At 67.2% G+C, this 21372-nt stretch carries 22 protein-coding genes; 13 read left to right on the top strand and 9 right to left on the bottom strand.

The genetic code is table 11. The features are described 5' to 3' along the window. Positions 1-3 precede the first annotated feature (3 nt). From QRN25_RS15865 to QRN25_RS15845, 5 genes are all read right to left on the bottom strand, one after another. Positions 4-276 carry a PilZ domain-containing protein gene (locus QRN25_RS15865; RefSeq protein ID WP_211150673.1) on the bottom strand — a complete coding sequence of 91 codons (273 nt, stop codon included), beginning with the start codon at positions 274-276 and terminating at the stop codon, positions 4-6. Positions 277-566: 290 nt separating this feature from the next. Further along, positions 567-1169, bottom strand: a complete 603-nt coding sequence (locus QRN25_RS15860; RefSeq protein WP_271183626.1) for a M23 family metallopeptidase — start codon at positions 1167-1169, stop codon at positions 567-569. A 229-nt stretch (positions 1170-1398) separates the two neighbouring features. Further along, positions 1399-2187 (bottom strand): ferritin-like domain-containing protein, encoded by a 789-nt coding sequence (locus tag QRN25_RS15855; RefSeq protein ID WP_271183625.1) that lies wholly within the window; start codon positions 2185-2187, stop codon positions 1399-1401. Between the two features lie 104 nt (positions 2188-2291). Next, positions 2292-2762 carry a peroxiredoxin gene (locus QRN25_RS15850; protein ID WP_211150671.1) on the bottom strand — a complete coding sequence of 157 codons (471 nt, stop codon included), beginning with the start codon at positions 2760-2762 and terminating at the stop codon, positions 2292-2294. Further along, positions 2759-5473, bottom strand: coding sequence for a bifunctional [glutamine synthetase] adenylyltransferase/[glutamine synthetase]-adenylyl-L-tyrosine phosphorylase (locus tag QRN25_RS15845; protein ID WP_271183624.1), 2715 nt, complete (start codon positions 5471-5473; stop codon positions 2759-2761). The genes QRN25_RS15850 and QRN25_RS15845 overlap by 4 nt, the downstream gene beginning before the upstream one ends. A gap of 218 nt (positions 5474-5691) precedes the next feature. Between QRN25_RS15845 and QRN25_RS15840 the strand changes: the two genes are divergently transcribed. The 6 genes from QRN25_RS15840 (at position 5692) to QRN25_RS15815 (ending at position 10142) form a co-directional block, all read left to right on the top strand. Continuing rightward, positions 5692-7419, top strand: coding sequence for a M28 family metallopeptidase (locus tag QRN25_RS15840; RefSeq protein WP_271183623.1), 1728 nt, complete (start codon positions 5692-5694; stop codon positions 7417-7419). Next, complete coding sequence (locus QRN25_RS15835; RefSeq protein WP_271183622.1) at positions 7404-8396, top strand: agmatine deiminase family protein; 993 nt, start codon at positions 7404-7406, stop codon at positions 8394-8396. Before QRN25_RS15840 ends, QRN25_RS15835 begins: the two co-directional genes overlap by 16 nt. A 49-nt stretch (positions 8397-8445) precedes the next feature. Beyond that, a complete protein-coding gene (locus QRN25_RS15830; RefSeq protein ID WP_256434585.1) occupies positions 8446-8571 on the top strand; it encodes a hypothetical protein in 126 nt (41 codons plus the stop codon). A gap of 195 nt (positions 8572-8766) precedes the next feature. Beyond that, a complete protein-coding gene (locus QRN25_RS15825) occupies positions 8767-8997 on the top strand; it encodes a hypothetical protein (protein WP_051586844.1) in 231 nt (76 codons plus the stop codon). Between the two features lie 22 nt (positions 8998-9019). Further along, on the top strand, positions 9020-9907 hold the full coding sequence (locus QRN25_RS15820) for a bestrophin family protein (protein ID WP_036525784.1): 888 nt from the start codon (positions 9020-9022) through the stop codon (positions 9905-9907). Between the two features lie 10 nt (positions 9908-9917). Continuing rightward, entirely contained in the window at positions 9918-10142 is a 225-nt protein-coding gene (locus QRN25_RS15815; protein WP_271183621.1) for a hypothetical protein, read from the top strand. Between the two features lie 233 nt (positions 10143-10375). On the opposite strand, the gene QRN25_RS15810 is transcribed toward QRN25_RS15815, so the two are convergent. Together QRN25_RS15810 and thrS are read right to left on the bottom strand one after the other, a co-directional pair. Then, positions 10376-11053 (bottom strand): spermidine synthase, encoded by a 678-nt coding sequence (locus QRN25_RS15810; RefSeq protein ID WP_271183620.1) that lies wholly within the window; start codon positions 11051-11053, stop codon positions 10376-10378. Then, entirely contained in the window at positions 11050-13044 is a 1995-nt protein-coding gene (thrS, locus tag QRN25_RS15805; protein WP_271183619.1) for a threonine--tRNA ligase, read from the bottom strand. The genes QRN25_RS15810 and thrS overlap by 4 nt, the downstream gene beginning before the upstream one ends. A gap of 404 nt (positions 13045-13448) precedes the next feature. Between thrS and QRN25_RS15800 the strand changes: the two genes are divergently transcribed. From QRN25_RS15800 to QRN25_RS15790, 3 genes are read left to right on the top strand one after another with little or no spacing between them, the layout of a single operon-like run. Continuing rightward, a complete protein-coding gene (locus QRN25_RS15800; RefSeq protein ID WP_069708527.1) occupies positions 13449-14033 on the top strand; it encodes a hypothetical protein in 585 nt (194 codons plus the stop codon). After that, positions 14030-14224, top strand: coding sequence for a helix-turn-helix transcriptional regulator (locus QRN25_RS15795; protein ID WP_036525793.1), 195 nt, complete (start codon positions 14030-14032; stop codon positions 14222-14224). The genes QRN25_RS15800 and QRN25_RS15795 overlap by 4 nt, the downstream gene beginning before the upstream one ends. Positions 14225-14268: 44 nt before the next feature. Beyond that, a complete protein-coding gene (locus QRN25_RS15790) occupies positions 14269-14421 on the top strand; it encodes a hypothetical protein (protein ID WP_155986255.1) in 153 nt (50 codons plus the stop codon). Between the two features lie 151 nt (positions 14422-14572). On the opposite strand, the gene QRN25_RS15785 is transcribed toward QRN25_RS15790, so the two are convergent. Beyond that, complete coding sequence (locus QRN25_RS15785; protein ID WP_271183618.1) at positions 14573-15910, bottom strand: glycosyltransferase family 39 protein; 1338 nt, start codon at positions 15908-15910, stop codon at positions 14573-14575. A gap of 250 nt (positions 15911-16160) precedes the next feature. Between QRN25_RS15785 and QRN25_RS15780 the strand changes: the two genes are divergently transcribed. The 4 genes from QRN25_RS15780 (at position 16161) to QRN25_RS15765 (ending at position 20147) form a co-directional block, all read left to right on the top strand. Next, the gene (locus tag QRN25_RS15780) at positions 16161-16937 is read left to right on the top strand and encodes an alpha/beta hydrolase (RefSeq protein ID WP_271183617.1); all 777 of its coding nucleotides are present in this window, start codon (positions 16161-16163) and stop codon (positions 16935-16937) included. Between the two features lie 5 nt (positions 16938-16942). Continuing rightward, the gene (locus QRN25_RS15775) at positions 16943-17824 is read left to right on the top strand and encodes a tetratricopeptide repeat protein (RefSeq protein WP_211150663.1); all 882 of its coding nucleotides are present in this window, start codon (positions 16943-16945) and stop codon (positions 17822-17824) included. Positions 17825-17834: 10 nt separating this feature from the next. Continuing rightward, complete coding sequence (locus QRN25_RS15770) at positions 17835-18827, top strand: LLM class flavin-dependent oxidoreductase (RefSeq protein ID WP_036525801.1); 993 nt, start codon at positions 17835-17837, stop codon at positions 18825-18827. 93 nt (positions 18828-18920) lie between these two features. Beyond that, complete coding sequence (locus tag QRN25_RS15765; RefSeq protein WP_285020196.1) at positions 18921-20147, top strand: NAD(P)/FAD-dependent oxidoreductase; 1227 nt, start codon at positions 18921-18923, stop codon at positions 20145-20147. 89 nt (positions 20148-20236) lie between these two features. On the opposite strand, the gene queG is transcribed toward QRN25_RS15765, so the two are convergent. After that, complete coding sequence (gene queG, locus QRN25_RS15760) at positions 20237-21304, bottom strand: tRNA epoxyqueuosine(34) reductase QueG (RefSeq protein WP_271181432.1); 1068 nt, start codon at positions 21302-21304, stop codon at positions 20237-20239. Positions 21305-21372 lie beyond the last annotated feature (68 nt).

Raw genomic sequence — 21372 nt, 5'->3', positions numbered from 1 at the left:
GCGTCACCCCCGCGTATCGAACTCCACCCCGAAAAGGTTGCCCTCGCGCCAGCGCACGAGGCCCCAGACCTCGCGGCCGTCCTCCAGCGTGGCGCGCACCACTTCGTTGAGGCGGGGCGGCTCCCCCGCCGCAGCGGCACTGAGCCCGCGCGAGGATATGTCGCGTACGATCACGGCAATTTCCCCTCCGCGCGAATCGGTCAGCGCAAAGCGCGTGCAGCGCCTGCGGCGGCGCTCGCGCAGGATCGGGGTGGGCCGGAAGCGGGACGTGTCCATTTCAGGCCAAGAACGGCGGCGCGCAGAAGAACTTCAGCGGGTTCTGGCGTATTTGACCGCGATCAATGCGAGACGCGGCCGCCAGTGCGAAGACCGTCTTGCCGGTCCACCGCACCAACCCCTTCCGCTCCGGCGGAGCCCCGGTGCGGTAACCGCTTCTCCCCAACTTCAAGGGGCGGCCCACCCTCGTGACGGGCTGCCCCCTTTTTTTTGGCGCATCGCGGAACACAGGCAAAAGAAAAGGCGGCCTTGTGAGCCGCCTCTTCCTCCTCTCAACAGGAAAACGCTGGTCAGTTGGCCGAAGCAAGGCTCGGCTGCTGCATGTAGGGGACCGGGTTCACGGCCTCGCCGTCGACGCGCACTTCGTAGTGGAGGTGCGGGCCGGTCGAGTTGCCGGTGGAACCGACGTAACCGATGATGTCGCCCTTGTGGACGCGCTGGCCTTCCGCAACGTTCAGGCGCGACATGTGGCCGTAGCGGGTCTGCATCTCGCCGCCGTGCTCGAGCGAGATGAACAGGCCGTAGCCGCTGAACCACGAGGCGCGGCTGACGGTGCCGTCTGCGGTGGCGTAGACCGGGGTGCCGGTGGGAGCGGCGAGATCGACGCCCTTGTGGGCGCGGCGACCGCCGAGAATGGGGTGTTCGCGCATGCCGAAGGTGCTGGTCATGCGCTCTTGAGCGAGGGGGTTGCGCGAGGGGATGGCGACGGTGGCGATGCCGCCGACGGCTGCCTTGGGCTTGGCGGCGGCAAGGCCGGTTTCCTCATAGTTCTGCCAGGAGCTGAACAGCTGGCTGAACTGCTCGTCCTCACCGCCGGTGACCGACTGGTTCGCGGCCTGGCTGGTGCGCAGGGTGGAGGAAATGTCGGCAGCGGCAGCGCTGCTGTTGGCCATTGCAGGTTGCGCTGCAATGGACAGTCCCGCTGCGACGAAAACGCCGGTCACTGCGCGGAACTTGGCGAAAAATTTCGTTACGACCACTCGCAATACCTTGCTTATCCGCCGTCATTCCGAGGAAAGCGACGCTATTTTGAGCACGCCGAAACCGGTCGCGCCAAGGAGTATGGAGATCGTCGGAACCCCCCGCCGTCTCGTGAGTGTGACTTATGCCGTTAGTTTTGGCTCAGGCAAGCGCGGTATACAGATCGCGCGACAAACCGGCAGCGAGCCGCGCCGAGTCGTTGAACGGCGGTTTAACCGACCCGTGAAAGTAACGAAAAACCAAGGATTTCCACAGCTCTCCCGGGTCCTCGCCCAACCGTTCAGCGTGGTTGGCGAAATGATTTGCGCCGAATCGAACGTGGGCGATTTCGTCGTCAAGGATGCGTTCGAGGATGCATGCGCCGCGTTCGTCGCCCATCGTGCGGACCCGCTCGATCGCCGTGGGCGTGACGTCCAGCGCGCGGGCTTCCAGCACCATCGGCACGACGGCGAGGCGACCGCCGACATCGCCCCGCGTCTCGTGCGCGGCGCTCCACAGTCCGTCATGGGCGGGCAGGGCGCCGTAGTGGCTGCCTTGCGTGCGCAAATGCCTGTCGATCAGGGAAAAATGCATGGCCTCGTCCGCTGCGACCTTGAGAAAGTCGGACACGAACTGCCGCCCCATCGATTGCCCGAACCGCCCGGCCATATCGAGCGCGAGATCGATCGCCACGAACTCGATATGCGCGAGCGCGTGCCACAGGGCGATGCGGCCCCGTTCGCCCCCTCCCTTGCGCCGGGGCATCTTGCCGGGCGGCAGCAGTTCGGGCGAGTCCGGACGGCCGGGGGTCTCGGGCATGGCGGCGTCGAACGCGAAGGCGAGCCTCCCGAGCCGCCAGTCGCGCGCGACCTTGCGCGTCGCCATCACCTTGGCGTGCGGGTCGCATTCGAGCAGGGCGGCACGGATGGCGGCGGCGATGGTGGTCTGCATTGCAGTTCTCCCAAGTTTCGTCATTGCGAGCGCAGCGAAGCAATCCAGGGCGGCTTGAGACTGCTCTGGACTGCTTCGCTGCGCTCGCAATGACGAGGAGTGAGTTACAGCGCCTTTGCGGCTTCCAGCACCTTGGCGGCGTGGTCCTTGACCTTCACCTTGTCCCAGACTTGCGCGATCTTGCCGTCCGCTCCGATCAGATACGTGGTGCGGACCATGCCCATGTAGGTGCGGCCATAGTTCTGCTTCTCGGTCCAGATGCCGAGCGCGTCGGAGAGACCGTTCTCCTCCGCATCGGTCGCGAGCGGGGCCTTGAGGTCGTGCTTGGCGATGAAGTTCTGGTGCTTCTTCGCCGAGTCCTTGCTGACGCCGAGAAGGGCGGTGTTTGCCGCTTCGAACTCGCCCTGCAGCGCGGAAAACTCGATGTTTTCGGTGGTGCAGCCGGGGGTCGCGTCCTTGGGGTAGAAGAACACCACCAGCTTGCGACCGGCGAAGTCGGAGGCTTTCACGCTGCCGCCGTCCGGCGTTTCAAGGGCAATGTCGGGGAACGGGTCGCCGATGTGCGGGCGGGTCATGCGTCTATCTCCAGGGTTTCGTCGAAGGCCGCGCGCCAGGCGTCCGCGATGTGGCGGCGCGCCGTTGCGAGGCCCGTTTCGAGCGCTTCCCAGTCCCCATAGCCGCATGCGCGCACGAGTGCCAAGCGCGCTGCAGGGCCAGGCACTTGCGCATCGGGCGCCAGCAGCCGTCCGGCGACGAGCAGGCGGGTAAGCGCGTCGTGCGCCTCGACCAGCGCGGCATCGACGAGTCCCGCTGCGGCCAGTCCGCGCACCGCCTCGCCGAGATCGGGATCGAGGCCGGGTCCGCGTTCACGCAGCTGGATGAAGTGGACGATGAACTCCAGATCGACCAGCCCGCCGCGCATCAGTTTGACGTCGAGCGGGCCGCCCGGCGGCTTGTGGCGGGCCATCTTCTCGCGCATGTTCAGCACGTCGGCGCGCAGCTTTTCCGCATCGCGCGGGGCGGTGAGGACGGCGTGCACGACTGCGGCCAGCGCCGCGCGGCCTTCGGGCGAGCCGTAGAGCGGGCGGGCGCGGCACAGCGCCATGTGCTCCCACGTCCACGCCTGCTCGCGCTGGTAGGTTTCGAAGCTTTCGAGGCTGGCTGCGGGTGGCCCCTGCTCGCCGGAGGGGCGCAGGCGGGTATCGACCTCGAACAATGCGCCTTGCGCGGTCGCGACCGACAGCGCCGAGATCGCCCGCTGCGACAGGCGGTTGTAATAATGCGTGGCGCCCAGCGGGCGGCGGCCGTCCGACTCGCGGCGGAAGTCACCGCTGAACAAGTATACAAGGTCGAGGTCCGAGGCGTGGGTCAGCACTCCGCCGCCCATGCGGCCGAGGCCGAGGATCAGCATCTCGCTCTGCGCGATATGCCCATGGGTGCCCTCGAATTCCTCGGCGGTGGCATCGGTAAGGACGACCAGCGCGGCCTCGGCGATGCGGGCGAGGGCGTGGCCGATGGCGATGGGATCGTTCGCGCCCTCGATCAGCTGGACGCCCAGCTTGAAGCGCAGTTCGCCCACCTTGCGCCGCACCGCGTCGAGCTTGCGTTCGTAGTCGTCGCCCGCCTCGAACCGCGTCAGTTCGGCGACCAGTTCCGCAACGCTGCCGGGCAGGTCGAAGGCGCTGGCGTCGATCAGCGGGTCGAGCAGGTCGGCGCGGCGGGCGAGGGCATCGGCCAGCGGCGGGGCAAGGCCGAGAATGCGCGCCAGCATCTCGATCAGCGCCGGGCGGGCCTGCAGCAGGTTGAACAGGTTGATGGCGCTCGGCAGGTTGCCGAGCAACTGCTCCCACCGGGCGAGCGCGCGATCGGGTTCGGGCGCGGCGGCAAGCGCGGCGAGGAGGTCCGGGGCGATCGCGACGAACGCCGCCCGCGCGGCATCGGAACGCAGGGCGCGGACCTTGCCGCCGAGCCAGCCCTCGATGCGCTGGGCGACGGCGGCGGGATCGGCGAAGCCCAGTGCTTCGAGGTCCTCGGGCATGGTCGACTGGTCGGGCACCGCGACCGCGCCGGTGGGCGTATTCGCCATGATCAGCGTGTCGTAGCGCTCGCCCACCGCCTCGGTGATGGCGGTGAGTTCGTCGAGCAGGGCCTGACCGCTCGCCATGCCGTCGAGCCGGGCAACCGCCTCGATGCCCTCGGCGGTTTTCGGCAGGCTGTGGGTCTGCTGGTCGTGCTGCATCTGCAGACGATGCTCGATCGTGCGCAGACGGTCGTAGTGCTCGCCGAGCAGGCGCGCTTCCTCGGCCGGAACCAGCCCCGCCTCGGCCAGCGCGTCGAGCGTCGCGCGGGTGCCGCGCAGGCGCAGCGCCGGGTGGCGGCCGCCGTGGATCAGCTGGTGGGTCTGGGCGTAGAACTCGATCTCGCGGATGCCGCCGCGGCCTTTCTTGAGGTCGAAACCGGGGCCGACTTGCGGGGAGCCGCGCGTGCTGGCGCGAATCTGCGCGGTCAGGCGGCCGATCTCGGCGATGGCGCCGAAGTCGAGGCTGCGGCGCCAGACGAAGGGGCGGATCGCGGCGAGGAACGCCTCGCCCGCCGCGACGTCCCCGGCGCAGGACCGGGCACGGATGAAGGCGGCGCGTTCCCAGGTCAGGGCGGAGGATTCGTAATGGCTCAGCGCGCCTTCGACCGGGATCGCCAGCGGGCTGACTTCGGAGGCCGGACGCAGGCGCAGGTCGACGCGGAAGACGTAGCCTTCGTGTCCGACGTGCGAGAGGATCTCGACGACCGCGCGGGCGACGCGCTGGGCGGCCTCGCCGGGCTCGTCGCGCTCGCGGCGGGGCAGGAGTTTCGGGTCGAACAGCAGGATCGGGTCGATGTCGGAGCTGTAGTTCAGCTCCCCGGCGCCGTGCTTGCCCAGTGCGAGGGCGAAGAAGCCTTTTGGCTCGGCAGGGTCGTAGTCCGGCACGCGGCGGCGGATTCCGGCGACGATCGCAGTGTCGAGTGCCCGGTCGGCGAAGGCGGAGAGGGCGCCGGTCACCTCCAGCAGCGGGAAGGCCCCCGCAAGGTCGCCGATGGCGAGAGCGAGGCCGAGCGCCTGCTTCTCCCGGCGCAGGGCGGAGGCGGTGTCGGCGACGCCCTCCCCTGCCTTGCGGGCCAGCGCGAGGGCGGCCTGACCATTGCCGGCCTGCAGCAGTTCCGTCACGGCGGGAAGGCGATCGAGCGCGTTCGCAAGGAACGGCGCATGGGCGCGGGCGCGGTCGATCGCGCTGGTCCAGTCGGCACTCATGGCGGGCGTTCTGCCCGTGGCTTGCGGTTTGGGCAAGCGCGCTGACCCACCCCCGCCCCCTCCCGCAAGCGGGAGGGGAGAAGAAGGGGTGCCCCTCCCGCTTGCGGGAGGGGTAGCGAGAGTTGGCAGCTTGCTGCCTACTCGCAGCGGGGTGGGTGGCCCTTGCCCCCATCCGCGCCGTCTGGCACCTGTGCGCCCGTTCGTCTGGAGGTCCCCCCATGAAGCCTTACCTGCCGCTCGTCGCGCTGGCCGCGCTTGGCGTTTCGCTCGCCGCTTCGGCCCAACCCTTGCCCAAGGGCACCGCGCTGAAGCCGCCCGCCGATGCAGGCGCGCAGCCGGACGTTCCGGTGGACCTGATGAAGGCCGTCACCAAGCGCCTCTCCGCCGACGACTTCGAGGGCCGCGCGCCGAGCACCGCGATCGAGCCGAAGGTGCTCGACTACATCGTCGCCCAGTTCAAGGCGGCGGGCCTGCAGCCGGGCAACAAGGGCCAGTGGCTCCAGCCGGTGCCGACCGTGGAGATCACCGCGAGCGACTATACGCCGCTCAGGGTTTCCGGCGCGGCGTCGTCGCTCTCGTTCAAGCCGGGCGACGACTATGTCGCGTCGAGCTACCGGGTAACGCCGAAGTCGCAGGTGCAGGACAGCGAACTGGTCTTCGTCGGCTACGGCATCAACGCGCCCGAACTCGGCTGGAACGACTATGCCGGGCTGGACATGAAGGGCAAGACGGCGGTGATCCTCGTCAACGACCCGGACTATGCGATGGAGGGCGAGCAGGGCCTCTTCAAGGGCCGCCGCATGACCTACTACGGCCGCTGGACCTACAAGTTCGAGGAAGCCGCCCGGCAGGGCGCGACCGCCGCGCTGATCGTGCATGACACGTTCCCGGCGGCCTACGGCTGGAACGTCGTCAACTCCAGCTGGACCGGCGCGCAGTATTCGGTGCAGACCCCGAACGACGCGATGGACCAGACCGTCGCCAACGGCTGGATCCAGAAGCCCGTGGCTGAGGCGATTCTCAAAGCCTCGGGCAAGGACCTCGCAGCGCTGACGAAAGCGGCGCAGACCAAGGGCTTCAGGCCGGTCCCGCTCGGTCTCAAGGTCAGCTTCGGGTTCGACAATGCCATCCGCCGCTCGACGTCCAACAACGTCGTCGGCGTGCTGCCGGGCAAGTCGCGGCCGGACGAGGTCGTGCTCTATTCGGCGCACTGGGACCACCTCGGCCACTGCACGCCGCAGAGAGGCAAGCCGAACGACGACATCTGCAACGGCGCGGTCGACAATGCCGACGGCGTCGCGGCGCTCACCGCCATCGCGAAGATGAATGCCGAGACCGGGCCTGCCGAGCGCAGCCAGGTCTTCGTGGCGCTGACGCTAGAGGAATCGGGGCTGCTTGGCTCCGAGTTCTACGGCGCCAACCCGATCTATCCGCTCGATCACACCGTCGGCGGAGTGAACATGGATGCGCTGCTGCCTGCGGGCCGCGCGAAGTCCTACACCCAGACCGGCGGCGACAAGTCCGAGCTGGGCGACCTCTACCTCGCTGCGCTGAAGGCGCGTGGGCTGACCGACGTGCCTGAGGATCACCCGGAGCGCGGCGGCTACTACCGCTCCGACCACTTCAGCCTCGCCAAGCGCGGCGTGCCGATGTTCAACGTCGAGCGCAGCGGCGACCTCATGAACGGCGGTACGGCGGCGGGCGAGAAGGCCGCGCAGGACTACACCGACAACCGCTACCACGCCCCGGCCGATGAATACTCGGAAAACTGGGACTGGAGCGGCATCACCCAGGACGTCGAACTGTTCTACGACCTCGGCCGCACGCTGGCGGACGGCACGATGTGGCCGAACTGGCGCGCAGGCGACGAATTCCGCGCGATCCGCGACAAGGCCATCCACGACCGGGACTGCGCCGCTGCAACCAAGGGATGCAACACCAAGTGACTTTCACTCTCCCCCCCGAATGGGCCGCGCAGGACTGGTTGTGGATTGGTTTTCCGCATGATCCGGTCGAGTGGCCCGGCTTCCTCGAACGCGCGCAGGAGCAGATGGCGGATTTCGCCAGCGCCGTCGCCGAGAGCGGACAGGAAGTGCGGCTGATCGTGCGCGACGAGGCGAATCGCGCCCGCGCATTGGAACTGGTGTCGGACAAGGTGAAGCTCGAAACCCGCCGCTATGGCGACGTCTGGCTGCGGGATACCGGGCCGCTTGTTACCGTGGACTCGCATGGTAACCGCAAGGGCATGCGCTTCGGCTTCAACGGCTGGGGCGGCAAGTACCTGATGGACGGCGATCAGGAGATCGGCGAGGAACTGGCGCGCGATGCGGGTCTCGACGTCGAGATGGCAGACTGGATTCTCGAAGGCGGCGCGATCGATGGCGACGGCACCGGGTTGGTGGCGGTGACCGAGCAGGTCTTCCTCAACCCCAACCGCAACCCGCACCTTACCCGCGCCGACCTCGACATGCGGCTGCAGCGCGATCTCGGTTACGAACGCGTGTTGTGGCTGGGCGATGGCCTGATCAACGACCACACCGACGGTCACGTCGACAACCTCGCCCGGTTCGTGGCGCCGAACCTGCTGGCGGTGCCGCGCGCGACCGGCAGGGACGATCCCAACGCCGCGATCTACGCCGACGCGAAGGCGCGGGCCGAGGCGATGGGCGTCAAGGTTGCCGAAGTCCCTTCGCCGGGCCGGGTCGAGACCGATGGCCGGGTAGAGCCTGCCAGCTACATGAACTTCGCGATCACCTCGAAGCTGGTGGTCGTGCCGATCTACGGAACCGAGCATGACGAGGAGGGCGTCGCCGCCATCGCCGCGCTGTTCCCGGACCGCGACACTCTGGGCGTCATGGCTGATGCGGTGCTGGCGGGCGGCGGTTCCTTCCACTGTTCCAGCCAGCAGATGCCGTCGGTCTGACACGTTGCCTTAACGCTTTGGAAACCACTGCGCGTGCATAGTCGCGCGCATGGCTCGCATCGTCGCTCTCGCGCAGGTTCATCGTCCCGTCATCGGGAGCGAATGGTTGCGCCCGCTGATCGTCGGTGGCTGCGCATTGGCGCTCATCCTCGCGCGCGACGCACTGCCCTTCTGAGCGCCATGCCGTTCATCGGCCGGCAATCTTTTCAAACAAATTCAACGTTTCGTGACAGAGCGTGGCTGCGTCTTGTCTCGCTTGTTGCACTGCACACCTAGATATTGCGTTGCAGCAAAGTTTTGTCGCATTGGAATGATGCAATCGAAATCGGGCGTCCCCAATCTTTAAGGCGACCCTTTGATGGAGATGACAATGCGCAACATGACTGACGCCGACCGCGCCCGCGTGCGCGAATCGTTCATCGGCAACGGCCTGCTTTTCCTGTTCGGTTGCGGCGTTCTGGCCTTTCTGGTCGCCGTGGACCGTGTAGACTGGTTCTCGATCCGGCCCGCCACCGGAACTTCGATCGCGATGGCCCGTTCGACCGAGGGTGCTCCCAAGGTCGGCCCCGCCGCTGCCGAGCCCGTGAGCCCGAAACCGTGACAACGGAGCCTGCCAGGACCCAATGATCGTCGCCAAGATACCGAGTTCCACCCGCGTCATCCAGGAGATCTGGAAGCCGCTGACGCTGCTCTTCGTGTGGGACGTGATCGTCACGATCACTTATTACATACTCCCGTTCAAGGCGCCGGAGCTGCCGATCACGCTGTTCGGCTCGGCGCTGGCGCTGTTCCTCGGCTTTCGCAGCAACTCGGCCTACCAGCGCTGGTGGGAAGGGCGCGGGCTGTGGGGCCTGATGATCAACGCCAGCCGCAACATCGCGCGTGCGGCCCGCAACTTCATGCCCGACCCCGAGGCGTCGGAGCTGAAGCGGGAGATCGTCTATCGCCAGATCGCCTACGTCAACGCGCTGCGCTGCCAGCTCCGCCGTCTGCCGCAGGACGAGGAAGTCCTTCGCGTATTTCCCGGTGACGAGAAGGACCCCGCATTCAGCCGCGTCAACGTCGCCAACGGCATTCTCGACGGCACCGGCCGCCGCATCGATCAGGCTCGCCGCAAGGGCTGGATCGACACCATCCAGCAGACGCAGATGGAGGCGGTCCTCGTCGATATTGCCAACTCGCAAGGCGGCATGGAGCGGCTCAAGAACACGCCGTTGCCGTTCCAGTACCGCTTCATCCCCGAAGTGTTCACCCACCTGTTCTGCGTCCTCCTGCCGATCGGGCTGGTCGAGACGTTGCAGTTCGCGACGCCGCTGGGCTCGACGATCGCAGGGCTGATGTTCCTCGCGGTGCTGGCGATCGGTGACGATCTCGTCGACCCCTTCGCCAACGACGTCCACGACCTGCCGCTCAATTCCATGTGCCGCACGATCGAGATCGACCTCCTGCAGGCGATCGGCGAGCCAGCGCCCGCACCCGTCCAGCCTGACAAGCACGGGGTGCTGTGGTAATCTTGGGGGTATGAAGCTCTACAAGGATCGTCAGGTCACCAGCGCTGCGCTGCGCTTCGGCAAGGTCTTCAGCGCGGAAGCCCGGGCGGATTTCAGTCCGGTCGGGCTTCTGGCGGTTGGGACCATGGTTACCGGGATATTGCTCGGCAGTGCGGTGATCGTGGCGGTTTCGAAGGGCTCGAAGAAGAAAGCAGGGGAGCATGGCTCCCCTGCACCCCTGTTACCGTCGAGCTGATTGCGTGCAGCGGCATTGCGCACAAAATGTGAGGCCCAAAATTTCGTCATTGCGAGCGCAGCGAAGCAATCCAGGGCAGTGCTGCACTGCCCTGGATTGCTTCGCTGCGCTCGCAATGACGAGAGTGAGGTAAAGCGCCGCAGGCTATTTTGGCCTGCAATCCATACGGAACGCTGCAGCGCGCGCTACGACGACAGTAAAGGGGTCTGGGGCGATGGCCCCAGGATTTTCCTTTACTCGCTCTTCGACGCAAACCAGATGACGTGCTTCGGCCCCTTGCCGTTGCTGCGCGCGTGGACCTTCACTTCGTCCACCGCGAATCTCGCCCGTTCGATGCGGCGGGTGAAGGCGGGATCGGCGCCGGCCGACCAGATCGCCAGCACGCCGTCCGGGGTCAGCGCCCCGTAGGCTTCGCGCAGGCCGACCTTGGAATAGATGACGTTGTTGTCTTCGCGCACCAGCCCGTCGGGGCCGTTGTCGACGTCGAGCAGGATCGCATCGTAGTCGCCGTGGCCGTCGACGATGGCCTGCGCGACATCGCCCATCACGAGGTTGACGCGCGGGTCTTCGAGGCAGTCCCCGGTCAGGTGGGCCATCGGGCCGCGTGCCCACTGGATGATTTCGGGCACCAGTTCGACGACGGTGATCTTCGCATCGGCGGGCAGAACCCGAAGCGCGGCGCGCAGGGTGAAGCCCATGCCGTAGCCGCCGATCAGGAAGTGCGGGCGCTTGGAAGAGCCCTTGATCCGGTCGTAGGCCATCGTCGCAAGGGCCTCTTCCGAGCCCCACTTGCGCGTGCTCATCAGCTCGTTGTGGCCGATGACGATCATGAAATCCTTGTCGTGGCGGAACAGCTCAAGCTTCTCGCCGTCCGGAATCCATGCACTGTCGAGGAGTTCGCGCTGGATCATGCCTTCAGATCCGGCGCGGTCGCCTCTGCCGTCAGCAGGGCGATGGCTTCATCGAGGGTCATGACCTTCTGGTGCTCGGCGCCGAGCGTGCGCAGGGCGACGGTGCCTTCCTCCGCCTCGCGCTTGCCGACGACGACGAGGTGCGGGACCTTCTTGAGCGAGTGTTCGCGCACCTTGTAGTTGATCTTCTCGTTGCGCACGTCGGTTTCGACGCGCACGCCCGCCGCCTTCAGCTTGGCGGCGACTTCGGCGGCATAGCCGTCGGCGTCCGAAACGATCGTCGTCACCACGGCCTGAACCGGGGCCAGCCACACCGGCAGCTTGCCCGCGAAGTGCTCGATCAGGATGCCGATGAAGCGCTCGTACGAACCGAAGATCGCGCGGTGCAGCATGACCGGGCGGTGTTTCTCGCCGTCTTCGCCGATGTAGTGCGCGTCGAGGCGCTCGGGCAGCATGCGGTCGGACTGGATCGTGCCGACCTGCCAGGTGCGGCCGATCGCGTCGGTCAGGTGCCATTCCAGCTTGGGCGCATAGAACGCGCCTTCGCCGGGCAGTTCCTCCCAGCCGTATTCCTCGGTGGCGAGACCGGCACGCACCACGGCGTCGCGCAGTTCGGCCTCGGCCTTGTCCCACTGCTCGTCGGTGCCGATGCGGTTGTCCGGGCGCAGTGCCAGCTTGATCGCGTAAGTGAAGCCGAAGTCGCGGTAGACCCGGTCCGCCATCTCGCAGAACGCCTGCACTTCGCCGACGATCTGGTCTTCGCGGCAGAAGATGTGGCCGTCGTCCTGCGTGAACTGGCGCACGCGCATCAGGCCGTGGAGCGCGCCGTGCGGCTCGTTGCGGTGGCAGCAGCCGTTCTCGACGATGCGCAGCGGCAGGTCGCGATAGGACTTGATGCCCTGCTTGAAGATCAGGACGTGCGCCGGGCAGTTCATCGGCTTGAGCGCCATCCACTGCGCGTCGTCCGAGATGATCGGGCCGTCGTCCTCGGTGTTGGGCACTTCGTCGGGGATGACGAACATGTTCTCGCGGTACTTGCCCCAGTGGCCGGACTGCTCCCACTGGCGCGCGTCCATGACCTGCGGCGTCTTCACTTCCTTGCAGCCCGCGTCGTTGACGGCGCGGCGCATGTAGTCTTCGAGCGCGCGATAGATCACGTAGCCCTTGGGGTGCCAGAACACCGAGCCGTGCGCTTCGTGCTGGAGGTGGAACAGGTCCATCTCATTACCGAGCTTGCGGTGGTCGCGCTTGGCGGCTTCTTCGAGGCGCGTCAGGTGCTCGGCCAACTGCTTCTTGTTGAGCCAGCCGGTGCCGTAGATGCGCGAAAGCATCGCGTTGTTCTGGTCGCCGCGCCAGTAGGCGCCCGATACGCGCGTCAGCTTGAAGGCGGCGGGGTCCAGCTTGCCGGTCGAGGGCAGGTGCGGACCGCGGCACATGTCGAGCCAGTCGTCGCCCGACCAGTAGACCGTCAGCGGCTCGTCGCCGGGGAGTTCGGCGGCCCATTCGGCCTTGAAGCTCTCACCCTGCTGCTTCCAGCGGCTAATGAGCTGTTCGCGGTCCCACACTTCGCGGCGCAGCGGCTTGTTGGCGGCGATGATCTTGCGCATCTCCGCCTCGATCGCGGGCAGGTCCTCGTCGGTGAACGGGCGCTCTGCCGGGGCGAAGTCGTAGTAGAAGCCGTCGTTCGTCGAAGGACCGAAGGTGATCTGCGTGCCGGGGAACAGCGCCTGCACCGCTTCGGCAAGGACGTGCGCGAAGTCGTGGCGGGCGAGGTCCAGCGCTTCGGCCTCGTCGCGGCTGGTGACGAGCGCGAGGCTGGCGTCGCCGGTGAAGGGGCGCGACAGGTCGACCAGCTCACCGTCGATCTTCGCGGCGAGGGCGGCCTTGGCGAGGCCGGGGCCGATGGCGGCAGCGACGTCGGCCGGGGTCGAGCCTTGCGGCATCTCGCGCACGGAACCGTCGGGCAGGCTGATCTTGAACATTTCGGACATGGACGAACTCATTCTCTCGTTTGCCCCATGCCATACCAGAGCATGTGGGCGGAAAACCTTTGGGGGCGCCATGGCACAGGCGCGCCTCCGGGTGAAGGTGCGGCGTCGGCTGAAATGGCTCTATTTCGGAAACGAGAGACGCCAATCTCGCCCGAAATCCGGGCGACGGCGGTTCGCGTGATCAGCCTGCGACCAACCGTGCCCGGACGAGCCGAGTAGTCTGGGTCGTAGTCTTGGCGGTGCGCAACAGCATGAGCGCGATGTAGCGATTCGGGCGCGGAAAGCCAAGCGTGGTCCCGGGATCACCCGATGACGACGAGGTTACTTTCCATAATGTCAATGTTGCTTGACTTATGATGACTAGAGTGACAAACGTCCTTTACACATAAGCAAGGAGGCTTGTCATGACGGACCAAACCCTGTCGCGCGGACCCGCTTGGTTCTGGGGTGGCGCGTTTTTCGTAGGCATGTTCGGCACAGGGTTCGCCGCGCGTGCGCTGGATCTGGGGTCGATTCCCTCGGCGCTGGTGATGATCCCACCGATGCTGCTGCTGATCCCGCTGGTCCGCGCTTCCGAGAAGGCACAGGCAGCGTGCGGAGCGCTGTCTCCCGCAACGCGGCGCTACAATCGCCGGGGCCTGATCTGGGCGTTCGGTTATGTGATCTTCCTGTTCGTGGCCGTCTTCGGGGCCAAGTCCGGCGCATCCGGGCCTCTGCTCTGGCTGCTGGCGCTGCTGCCGGCGCTGCCGATCTTCTTCATGCTGTGGACGATGGCGCGCTATCTGGTGGAGGAGACCGACGAGTATCTTCGCCTGCGTGTCATCAACGCGGCTCTCTGGGCCACCGGGCTGCTGCTGGCGGTGGCGACCGTCTGGGGCTTCCTCGAGACGTTCGAACTGGTCCCGCACGTTCCCGGCTGGGCCGCCGTGCCGGTGTGGGCGGTGGGACTGGGCGCCAGCTCTATCGTCAATCGCTGGAGGGAGGCGTGAAGAACCGCCTCAAGGTCCTGCGCGCCGAGCGCGGCTGGAGCCAGCAGGATCTGGCCGAGCGGCTGGAAGTCTCGCGCCAGAGCGTCAACGCGATCGAGACGGGGCGCTACGATCCCTCGCTGCCGCTGGCCTTTCGCATCGCCGACCTCTTTGGTATGACGATCGAAGAGATATTCCAGAGGGGCGAGTGATGGCTGGCGGGCCGTTGAAGCGAAGGCGTGGGGCACGGGTCGGCGTGGCGGTAGCGATCGCGGCGGCTGTCGCGGTGTCGCTGGGACTGTTCCAGTCCGCCGCCGAACCTGCCCGGCCGCGTGAGGAGACCGGTTTCGGCACGATCCGTGCCGATGGCAAGGTGATCCTGCGGGTCGTGGCGCCGATCCTGTACTGAGCGGTGCTTTCTGCGCAGGGGCTTCGACAAGCTCAGCCTGAGCGGGAATAGGGGTATTTCTGAAATCCGCTCAGGCTGAGCTTGTCGAAGCCCCTGCGCCTCACGCTGCCACGTTGCCGGTTCACAACCACCCGTCCAGGGCTCGAGCCCTTCAGTGCAGAGTATGCACGTGCGTTCCGCGTTCGCTCAGCTTGCCCAGCGCCGTCATCGCCAGCCACCCGGCCGTCATGCAGACCCACGGCATCACCGGATAGTGAAACCGCGACTGGCCCGAGAACACGAGGCAGATCAGCGTCGGATAGAGCGCGATCCCGTAAGGCAGCAGCCACCAGCCGATCCACCGCTGCCCGTCGCGCCGACGTCTTGCGATCATCACGAAGAACGCGGCGCCAAAAGCCGCCATCAGCAGCACGTAGTACCCCTGATTGAGCACCCGCACCGCGCGATAGACCATCTCGAACCGCGCATAGCCCGGCGCGCCGCCCTGATAGGCCCACTCGGCCTCGCCATCGGGCAGCCAGAGGCGCAGGAACTTCTTCGGCAGCAGCTTGGCGAAGCGGTCGGGATGCGCGGTGATCCACGCCATTCCCAGTCGCCGCGCCTCGGCGTCGCGCGCCACTTCGTCGAGGCCGGGGCGGGCCATCAGCTCCTTCACCACCGGCGCGTCGGGGGTGTAGTCGCCGGTCGCGGTGTCGTGGTTGCCGGTGAGGAGCGTATAGCCGCCGTTGGTCGAGACCGCGACCCAGTGGCCCAGCTGGATCTCGTTGCGGATCGTCCAGGGCAGCACCGTCAGCGCGGCGAGCGCGAGCACCAGCAATCCCTCACCGAAAAGGCGCGGGAAGCGCTTCCACACCTGCCCCATCCTTAGCCACTCGATCGCGAACAGCAGCGGCACTACCACCAGCGTCTGCGCCTTGACCATGGTGGCAACGCCGAACAGGAACCCGGCGCTGACGAGGTGCCAGCGGCTGGTGCGCGTCACGATCACCCAGCATCCCGCCATCAGCAGCGCGGTGTAGAACACCTCGGTCAGCGCCAGCGGGACGTAGCCGATCGCGTTGGGGTAGACCGCCAGCAGCAACAGCCCGGCGCGCGCTGCGCCCTCCGAGCCGAACAGGCGGCGCCCCAGCGCCAGCGCCATGGCGCCGATCAGCATTGCGCTCACGAGGTTGAACAGGCCGAGCGAAACCTGGCCGGCGCCGAACTTGGCGAACACCAGCCCCAGCGCGATCGGCCAGCCTGCGGGCCAGAACGCGGTGGGCGCCCCTTGGTTGTCGAGATAGCCTTGGCCCGCCGCGAGACTGACGGCGCGCGTGAAATACCACTCCGCATCGGACGTTGGCGCCACGTCGATCAGCAGCACCGCCACCCGCAGCGCGAAATACAGCGCCCAGATACCGAGCAGCACCGAGCGATCGGTGGCGAACCATTCGAGCCGCAGCGCAAGCCGGGACGGGCGGGTGGGGAAGTGGATGACCTTGGCGCTCATATCGGCCCGAACGGTTAGCGGTCGGGACTTAAGATCGCATTACGGTAAGGGCGTCCAGAGGTTTCGATACCAATCTGGCCCACCCCGTCCGGCTAGGCCCTGCGGGCCAAGCCTCCCGGCCCTCCCGCAAGCGGGAGGGCGATGCCGCCTTCTTCTCCCCTCCCGCTTGCGGGAGGGGCCGGGGGTGGGCCTTTTCTTAATTCGCACCGTCGCCTTGCCCTGCAGCCAACCACTTCCCACTAAGGGCACCATGACCTCGACCAGTTATCTCGATCTCTCCGACGGGCGTTCGATCGCCTACCGTTTCACTCCCGGCACTGGCCCGGTCATCGTCTTCCTCCCCGGCTACATGTCCGACATGGCCGGTTCCAAGGCCGCCGCCCTGTTCGAGATGGCGCGCGCCAGCGGGCTCCCCTGCCTGCTGTTCGACTATTCCGGCTGCGGCGCATCGCCGGGCGACTTTGCCGACGGCACGCTCACGCGCTGGAAACAGGAAGTGCTCGCGCTCGTCGCCGCGCTGGAAACCGAGGAGAAGATCGTGCTGGTCGGTTCCTCGATGGGCGGCTGGCTGATGCTGATGGCGGGCCTCGCGCTGGGGGACCGGCTGGCGGGCCTCGTCGGCATCGCACCGGCGCCGGACTTCACCGAATGGGGCATCCCCCAGATGGACAAGGCGCTGCTCGCGGACGGGGAAATCCTCTTCGAGGACAATCCCTACGGCCCCGAGCCGACCCCCACGCACCCCGGTTTCTGGGCAGACGGACAGGCCAACCTGCTGCTGGAGGGCGAGATCGCCATCGACGCCCCGGTGCGCCTGCTCCACGGCCAGCGCGATCCCGACGTGCCTTTTGAAATCTCCCTGAAGCTGGCGGAGAAACTGCGTTCAGCCGACGTGCAGGTCACGCTGATCAAGGACGGCGATCATCGCCTCTCGCGTGATGCCGACATTCGCCTGCTCCTGCGCACCGTCGCGGAACTGGTGCTTCCGTTGGCAGGGCCCCGCGCAGAGGGCACCCCGGAGTCCTGATCCCCATGTCCTCGCTGCTTCTCCTCCTTCCGCTGATGGCCCAGGTCGGCCCTGCTTCCAGCCTGCCGAGTTCGGCACGGCCCTATGCTTCGCAGCTGCCGCTGGAGATCATCGAGAAGAAGGACAAGGAAGACCGCGACCGCCGCGCCCGCGAGGCGCAGAACGTCGCCATGCCTGCCGCCCGCAGCAGCGCCGGTTGCATGAGCGCGGTCGAGGCGAACCCGGAGAAATCCGCCGAACTCGCCCGCAGCGCGCTGGCCGACGCCATCGGGCGCGAGCGGGTGCGTGCGGGCCTGTGCCTCGGCGTGGCGCTCAGCGACCTCGACCGCTGGGACGAGGCGCGCACCGCCTTCACCAATGCCCGCGATGCCGCGGATCCTGCCGACCATGCAAGCCGCGCGCGTCTGGGGGCGATGGCGGGCAATGCCGCGCTCGCCGCCGGGCAGGCGGGGCAGGCGCTCTCGCTGCTCGCCCCTGCAGCGACGGACGCCAAGATCGTCGGCGATGCGGACCTCACCGCCTCGATAGCGCTCGACCGTGCGCGCGGGCTGGTCGCCGTGAAGCAGCCCGACGAGGCCGCCAACGCCCTTGCCGAAGCGCGCGCCGCGCAGCCGGACAATGCGCAGGCGTGGCTGCTTTCGGCCACGCTTTCGCGCCGTCAGGACAAGCTGGCACAGGCGCAGACCCAGATCGAGAAAGCTGCGAGCCTCGCTCCGCAAGACCCCGAGATCGGGCTGGAGGCGGGCGTCATCGCCATGCTCTCGCACAACGATGCCGCCGCGCGGCGCAGCTGGGAATCGGTCGTCGCGGCCGCGCCTTCCAGTGACGCTGCGGTGACGGCGAAGCAGTACCTATCCCAGCTCGGCTCTCCTGATCCGGCAAAATAAGGTTTCTCCCATGATCCCGATGTCCGTCCTCGATCTCGTCACCGTCCGCGAAGACGGCACTGTCGCGGAGGCGCTCGATATCTCCGTAAGGACCGCGCAGGCGGCCGAGCGCGCGGGATACCGGCGCTACTGGGTGGCCGAGCATCACGGCATGGACGGCATCGCGGGCGGCGCGACCTCGGTGGTGCTCGCGCATCTCGGCAATGCGACCAGCACGATCCGCATTGGCGCGGGCGGGATCATGCTGCCCAACCACACGCCTTACGTGATCTCCGAGCAGTTCGGCACGCTGGCGGCGCTGTTCCCCGGCCGCGTCGATCTCGGTCTCGGCCGCGCGCCGGGCGCCGACGGGCGGTTGGCCCATGCGCTGCGCAAGGACATCCACGCCGCGTCCGAGCGCTTCCCCAACGACGTGGTGGAACTGCGTGCCCGGTTCCAGGGGCAGGCGGCGGGCGGCGTTCCTTCGCCTCAGGCCGCGGGGGCGGATGTCGAGATGTGGATTCTCGGCTCCAGCCTGTTCGGCGCGCAGCTGGCGGCGATGCTGGGCCTGCCTTACGCCTTCGCCTCGCACTTCGCTCCCGCCGCACTGGATGATGCCGCGCGCGTCTACCGCGAGCGGTTCGAGCCCTCCGAAACCCTGGCGAAGCCGCACTTCATGGCCGCGATCAACGTGGTCGCCGCCGATACGGACGAGGAGGCGGTCTACCTGTCCTCCTCCACCGACCAGAGCTTCGTGGCGCTGCGCTCGGGCAATCCGGGCCGCCTGAAGCCGCCGGTACGCGATTACCGCGCCGGTCTTCCCGGCGCGGCGCGGGCGATGCTGGAGCAGGTCCGCTCGGTCAGCGCGGTCGGCAGCCCGGCGACGGTGCGGCAGGGGATAGAGGACTTCGTCGCCCGCACGCAGGCGGACGAACTGATCGTCAGCATCGCCACGTATGATCCCGAGGCGCAGATTCGCTCGCTGGAACTGACGATGGACGCGATGAAGCAGCCTGTAGGCTGAACGTTTGTCCAGCAATGCGATGCCCCCTATCAAGGTAACTAGATTTCGCCTGGGGCATTGACCGCGCGGTTAAATTGCGGAACTCAACGCGCCATGGAAAAATCAGACGTCGTCATCGTGGGAGCGGGACATGGGGGAGCGCAGTGCGCGCTCGCCCTGCGCCAGAACGGGTTCACCGGAACCATCACCGTCATCGGCCGCGAGCCGGAGCATCCTTACGAGCGCCCGCCGCTCTCCAAGGAATACTTCGCGCGCGAGAAGACCTTCGATCGTCTCTACATCCGCCCGCCGACGTTCTGGGCTGAGAAGGAGGTGACTTTCAGGCTCTCCACCGAAGTCACCAGGGTGGACGCCGATGTGAAGGAACTGACGCTCTCGAACGGCACGACCTTCGGTTACGGCAAGCTGGTCTGGGCGACCGGCGGCGATCCGCGGCGCCTGTCGTGCGGCGGCGCCGAGCTGGCGGGCGTCCACGCGGTGCGCACCCGCGAGGACTGCGACATGCTGATGGCCGAGGTCGATGCGGGCACGAAGAACATCGTCGTCATCGGCGGCGGCTATATCGGGCTCGAGGCAGCGGCGGTGCTGTCGAAGATGGGGCTGAACGTGGTCCTGCTCGAAGCCCTGCCGCGCGTGCTGGCGCGCGTCGCGGGCGAGGAACTGTCCGAGTTCTACCAGAAGGAACACCGCGATCACGGCGTCGATCTGCGCACCGGCGTCGCGGTCGAATGCCTTGAGGGCGACGGTCACCGGGTAACGGGCGTGAAGCTGGTCGATGGCGAGGTCATCCCGGCCGAGGCGGTGATCGTCGGCATCGGCATCGTGCCTGCCGTCGGGCCGCTGATCCTGGCGGGTGCCTCGGGCGCGAACGGCGTGGACGTGGACGAATTCTGCCGCACTTCGCTGCCGGACGTCTACGCGATTGGCGACTGTGCCGCTTTCGCCTGCGACTACGCGGGCGGCACGGTGATGCGCGTGGAATCGGTGCAGAACGCCAACGACATGGCGACGTGCGTGGCCAAGGCGATCTGCGGGGACGAAAAGCCGTACAAGGCGTTCCCGTGGTTCTGGTCGAACCAGTATGATCTCAAGCTGCAGACGGCCGGGATCAACATGGGCTTCGACCAGACGGTGACGCGCGGCGACGTCGAGGGGCGCAGCTTCTCGGTGGTTTATCTCAAGCAGGGCAAGGTCGTGGCGCTGGACTGTGTGAACATGGTCAAGGACTACGTGCAGGGCCGCAAGCTCGTCGAGGCGGGCGCGACGCCCGATGTAGGGCGCCTTGCCGACGCAGGTGTGCCGCTGAAAGAACTGGTCTGAACTGAATCCTCCCCGTTCCGCAGGAATGGGGAGGGGGACCGCCCGCGCAGCGGGTGGTGGAGGGGTTGGAAGGCCCACTCCGTCAGCGACTACGTCGCTGCCACCTCCCCATCGCTGCGCGACAGGGAGGATTGGAGTTTCGCCCTAGCCCACCTCGCCGCATCGGCGACGGCATCGTCTGCATCCGCCAGCAGCGGCTCCACTTGCGCCAGCAGCGCTTCCCGGCCGCTGTTGCCCGCCGCATAGAGGCAGTTGCGCACGAACCGGTCCCGCCCGATCCGCTTGATCGGACTTCCCGAGAACAGCTTGCGAAACCCTGCATCGTCCAGCGTGAGCAGATCCGCCAGCTCCGGCGCCGTCAGTTCCGCGCGCGGCAGGAACGCCTTCATCGTATGCGCCGTCTCGGCGAACTTGTTCCACGGGCAGACCGCGAGGCAGTCATCACAGCCGTAGATGCGGTTTCCCAGCCCCTCGCGCATGTCCTCGGGCACCGGCCCCTTGTGCTCGATGGTGAGGTAGCTGACGCAGCGCCGCGCATCGAGGTGGTAGGGCGCCGGGAAGGCGTCCGTCGGGCAAGCGTCCTGGCAGGCCCGGCACGATCCGCAGCGATCGCGCGCCGGGGCCGAGAGCGGCAGGTCCAGTGTCGTGTAGATCTCGCCGAGGAAAAGCCATGAACCATGTTCGCGGCTGACAACATTGGTATGCTTGCCCTGCCAGCCGAGCCCTGCGGCAGCGGCGAGCGGCTTTTCCATCACCGGCGCGGTGTCGGTGAAGACCTTCACGCCGACCGGCCCCAGCCCGCGTTTGTCCCCCTCGCTCACCATCCAGCGGGCGAGGTTCTTGAGCGCCTTCTTCACCGTGTCGTGATAATCGGCGCCTTGCGCATACGTCGATATCCGGCCGATCCCGCTTTCGTCCGCCAGCCGCAGCGGGTCGGCGGCGGGGGCATAGCTCATGCCCAGCGCGATGACGCTGCGGGCTTCGGGCCAGAGCCCCTGCGGACTGCGGCGATGGTGCGCGCGCTCCTCCATCCAGCCCATCGAGCCGTGCATCCCCGCCGCCAGCCAGGCGTCAAGCCGCGCCGCACGGTCCTCGTCCGTCGCGGCCGAAGCCACGCCGAAGGCGCAGAAGCCGAGAGCGCGCGCCTCTCCCTCCACCGCCTCGGCAAAATTGCTTAGGGCGGTCTTAACCGGGACTGCGCCATCAGGGGCGCACGTGCTAGACC

It is taken from the genome of Novosphingobium sp. fls2-241-R2A-195 (assembly GCF_030209485.1).
Taxonomy (GTDB): Bacteria; Pseudomonadota; Alphaproteobacteria; order Sphingomonadales; family Sphingomonadaceae; genus Novosphingobium; species Novosphingobium resinovorum.
This window is presented reverse-complemented; position numbering and strand designations above follow the sequence as displayed.

What these genes read in the sequence shown, in the direction of transcription:
- thrS (WP_271183619.1), bottom strand. Translation starts at nt 13,044, where the DNA reads ATGTCCGAAATGTTCAAGATCAGCCTGCCCGACGGTTCCGTGCGCGAG.
- QRN25_RS15775 (WP_211150663.1), top strand. Translation starts at nt 16,943, where the DNA reads ATGTCCTCGCTGCTTCTCCTCCTTCCGCTGATGGCCCAGGTCGGCCCT.
- QRN25_RS15765 (WP_285020196.1), top strand. Translation starts at nt 18,921, where the DNA reads ATGGAAAAATCAGACGTCGTCATCGTGGGAGCGGGACATGGGGGAGCG.
- QRN25_RS15855 (WP_271183625.1), bottom strand. Translation starts at nt 2,187, where the DNA reads ATGCAGACCACCATCGCCGCCGCCATCCGTGCCGCCCTGCTCGAATGC.
- QRN25_RS15810 (WP_271183620.1), bottom strand. Translation starts at nt 11,053, where the DNA reads ATGATCCAGCGCGAACTCCTCGACAGTGCATGGATTCCGGACGGCGAG.
- QRN25_RS15830 (WP_256434585.1), top strand. Translation starts at nt 8,446, where the DNA reads ATGGCTCGCATCGTCGCTCTCGCGCAGGTTCATCGTCCCGTCATCGGG.
- QRN25_RS15785 (WP_271183618.1), bottom strand. Translation starts at nt 15,910, where the DNA reads ATGAGCGCCAAGGTCATCCACTTCCCCACCCGCCCGTCCCGGCTTGCG.
- QRN25_RS15770 (WP_036525801.1), top strand. Translation starts at nt 17,835, where the DNA reads ATGATCCCGATGTCCGTCCTCGATCTCGTCACCGTCCGCGAAGACGGC.
- QRN25_RS15865 (WP_211150673.1), bottom strand. Translation starts at nt 276, where the DNA reads ATGGACACGTCCCGCTTCCGGCCCACCCCGATCCTGCGCGAGCGCCGC.
- QRN25_RS15800 (WP_069708527.1), top strand. Translation starts at nt 13,449, where the DNA reads ATGACGGACCAAACCCTGTCGCGCGGACCCGCTTGGTTCTGGGGTGGC.
- QRN25_RS15835 (WP_271183622.1), top strand. Translation starts at nt 7,404, where the DNA reads ATGCAACACCAAGTGACTTTCACTCTCCCCCCCGAATGGGCCGCGCAG.
- QRN25_RS15850 (WP_211150671.1), bottom strand. Translation starts at nt 2,762, where the DNA reads ATGACCCGCCCGCACATCGGCGACCCGTTCCCCGACATTGCCCTTGAA.
- QRN25_RS15780 (WP_271183617.1), top strand. Translation starts at nt 16,161, where the DNA reads ATGACCTCGACCAGTTATCTCGATCTCTCCGACGGGCGTTCGATCGCC.
- QRN25_RS15815 (WP_271183621.1), top strand. Translation starts at nt 9,918, where the DNA reads ATGAAGCTCTACAAGGATCGTCAGGTCACCAGCGCTGCGCTGCGCTTC.
- QRN25_RS15825 (WP_051586844.1), top strand. Translation starts at nt 8,767, where the DNA reads ATGCGCAACATGACTGACGCCGACCGCGCCCGCGTGCGCGAATCGTTC.
- QRN25_RS15845 (WP_271183624.1), bottom strand. Translation starts at nt 5,473, where the DNA reads ATGAGTGCCGACTGGACCAGCGCGATCGACCGCGCCCGCGCCCATGCG.
- QRN25_RS15860 (WP_271183626.1), bottom strand. Translation starts at nt 1,169, where the DNA reads ATGGCCAACAGCAGCGCTGCCGCTGCCGACATTTCCTCCACCCTGCGC.
- QRN25_RS15820 (WP_036525784.1), top strand. Translation starts at nt 9,020, where the DNA reads ATGATCGTCGCCAAGATACCGAGTTCCACCCGCGTCATCCAGGAGATC.
- QRN25_RS15840 (WP_271183623.1), top strand. Translation starts at nt 5,692, where the DNA reads ATGAAGCCTTACCTGCCGCTCGTCGCGCTGGCCGCGCTTGGCGTTTCG.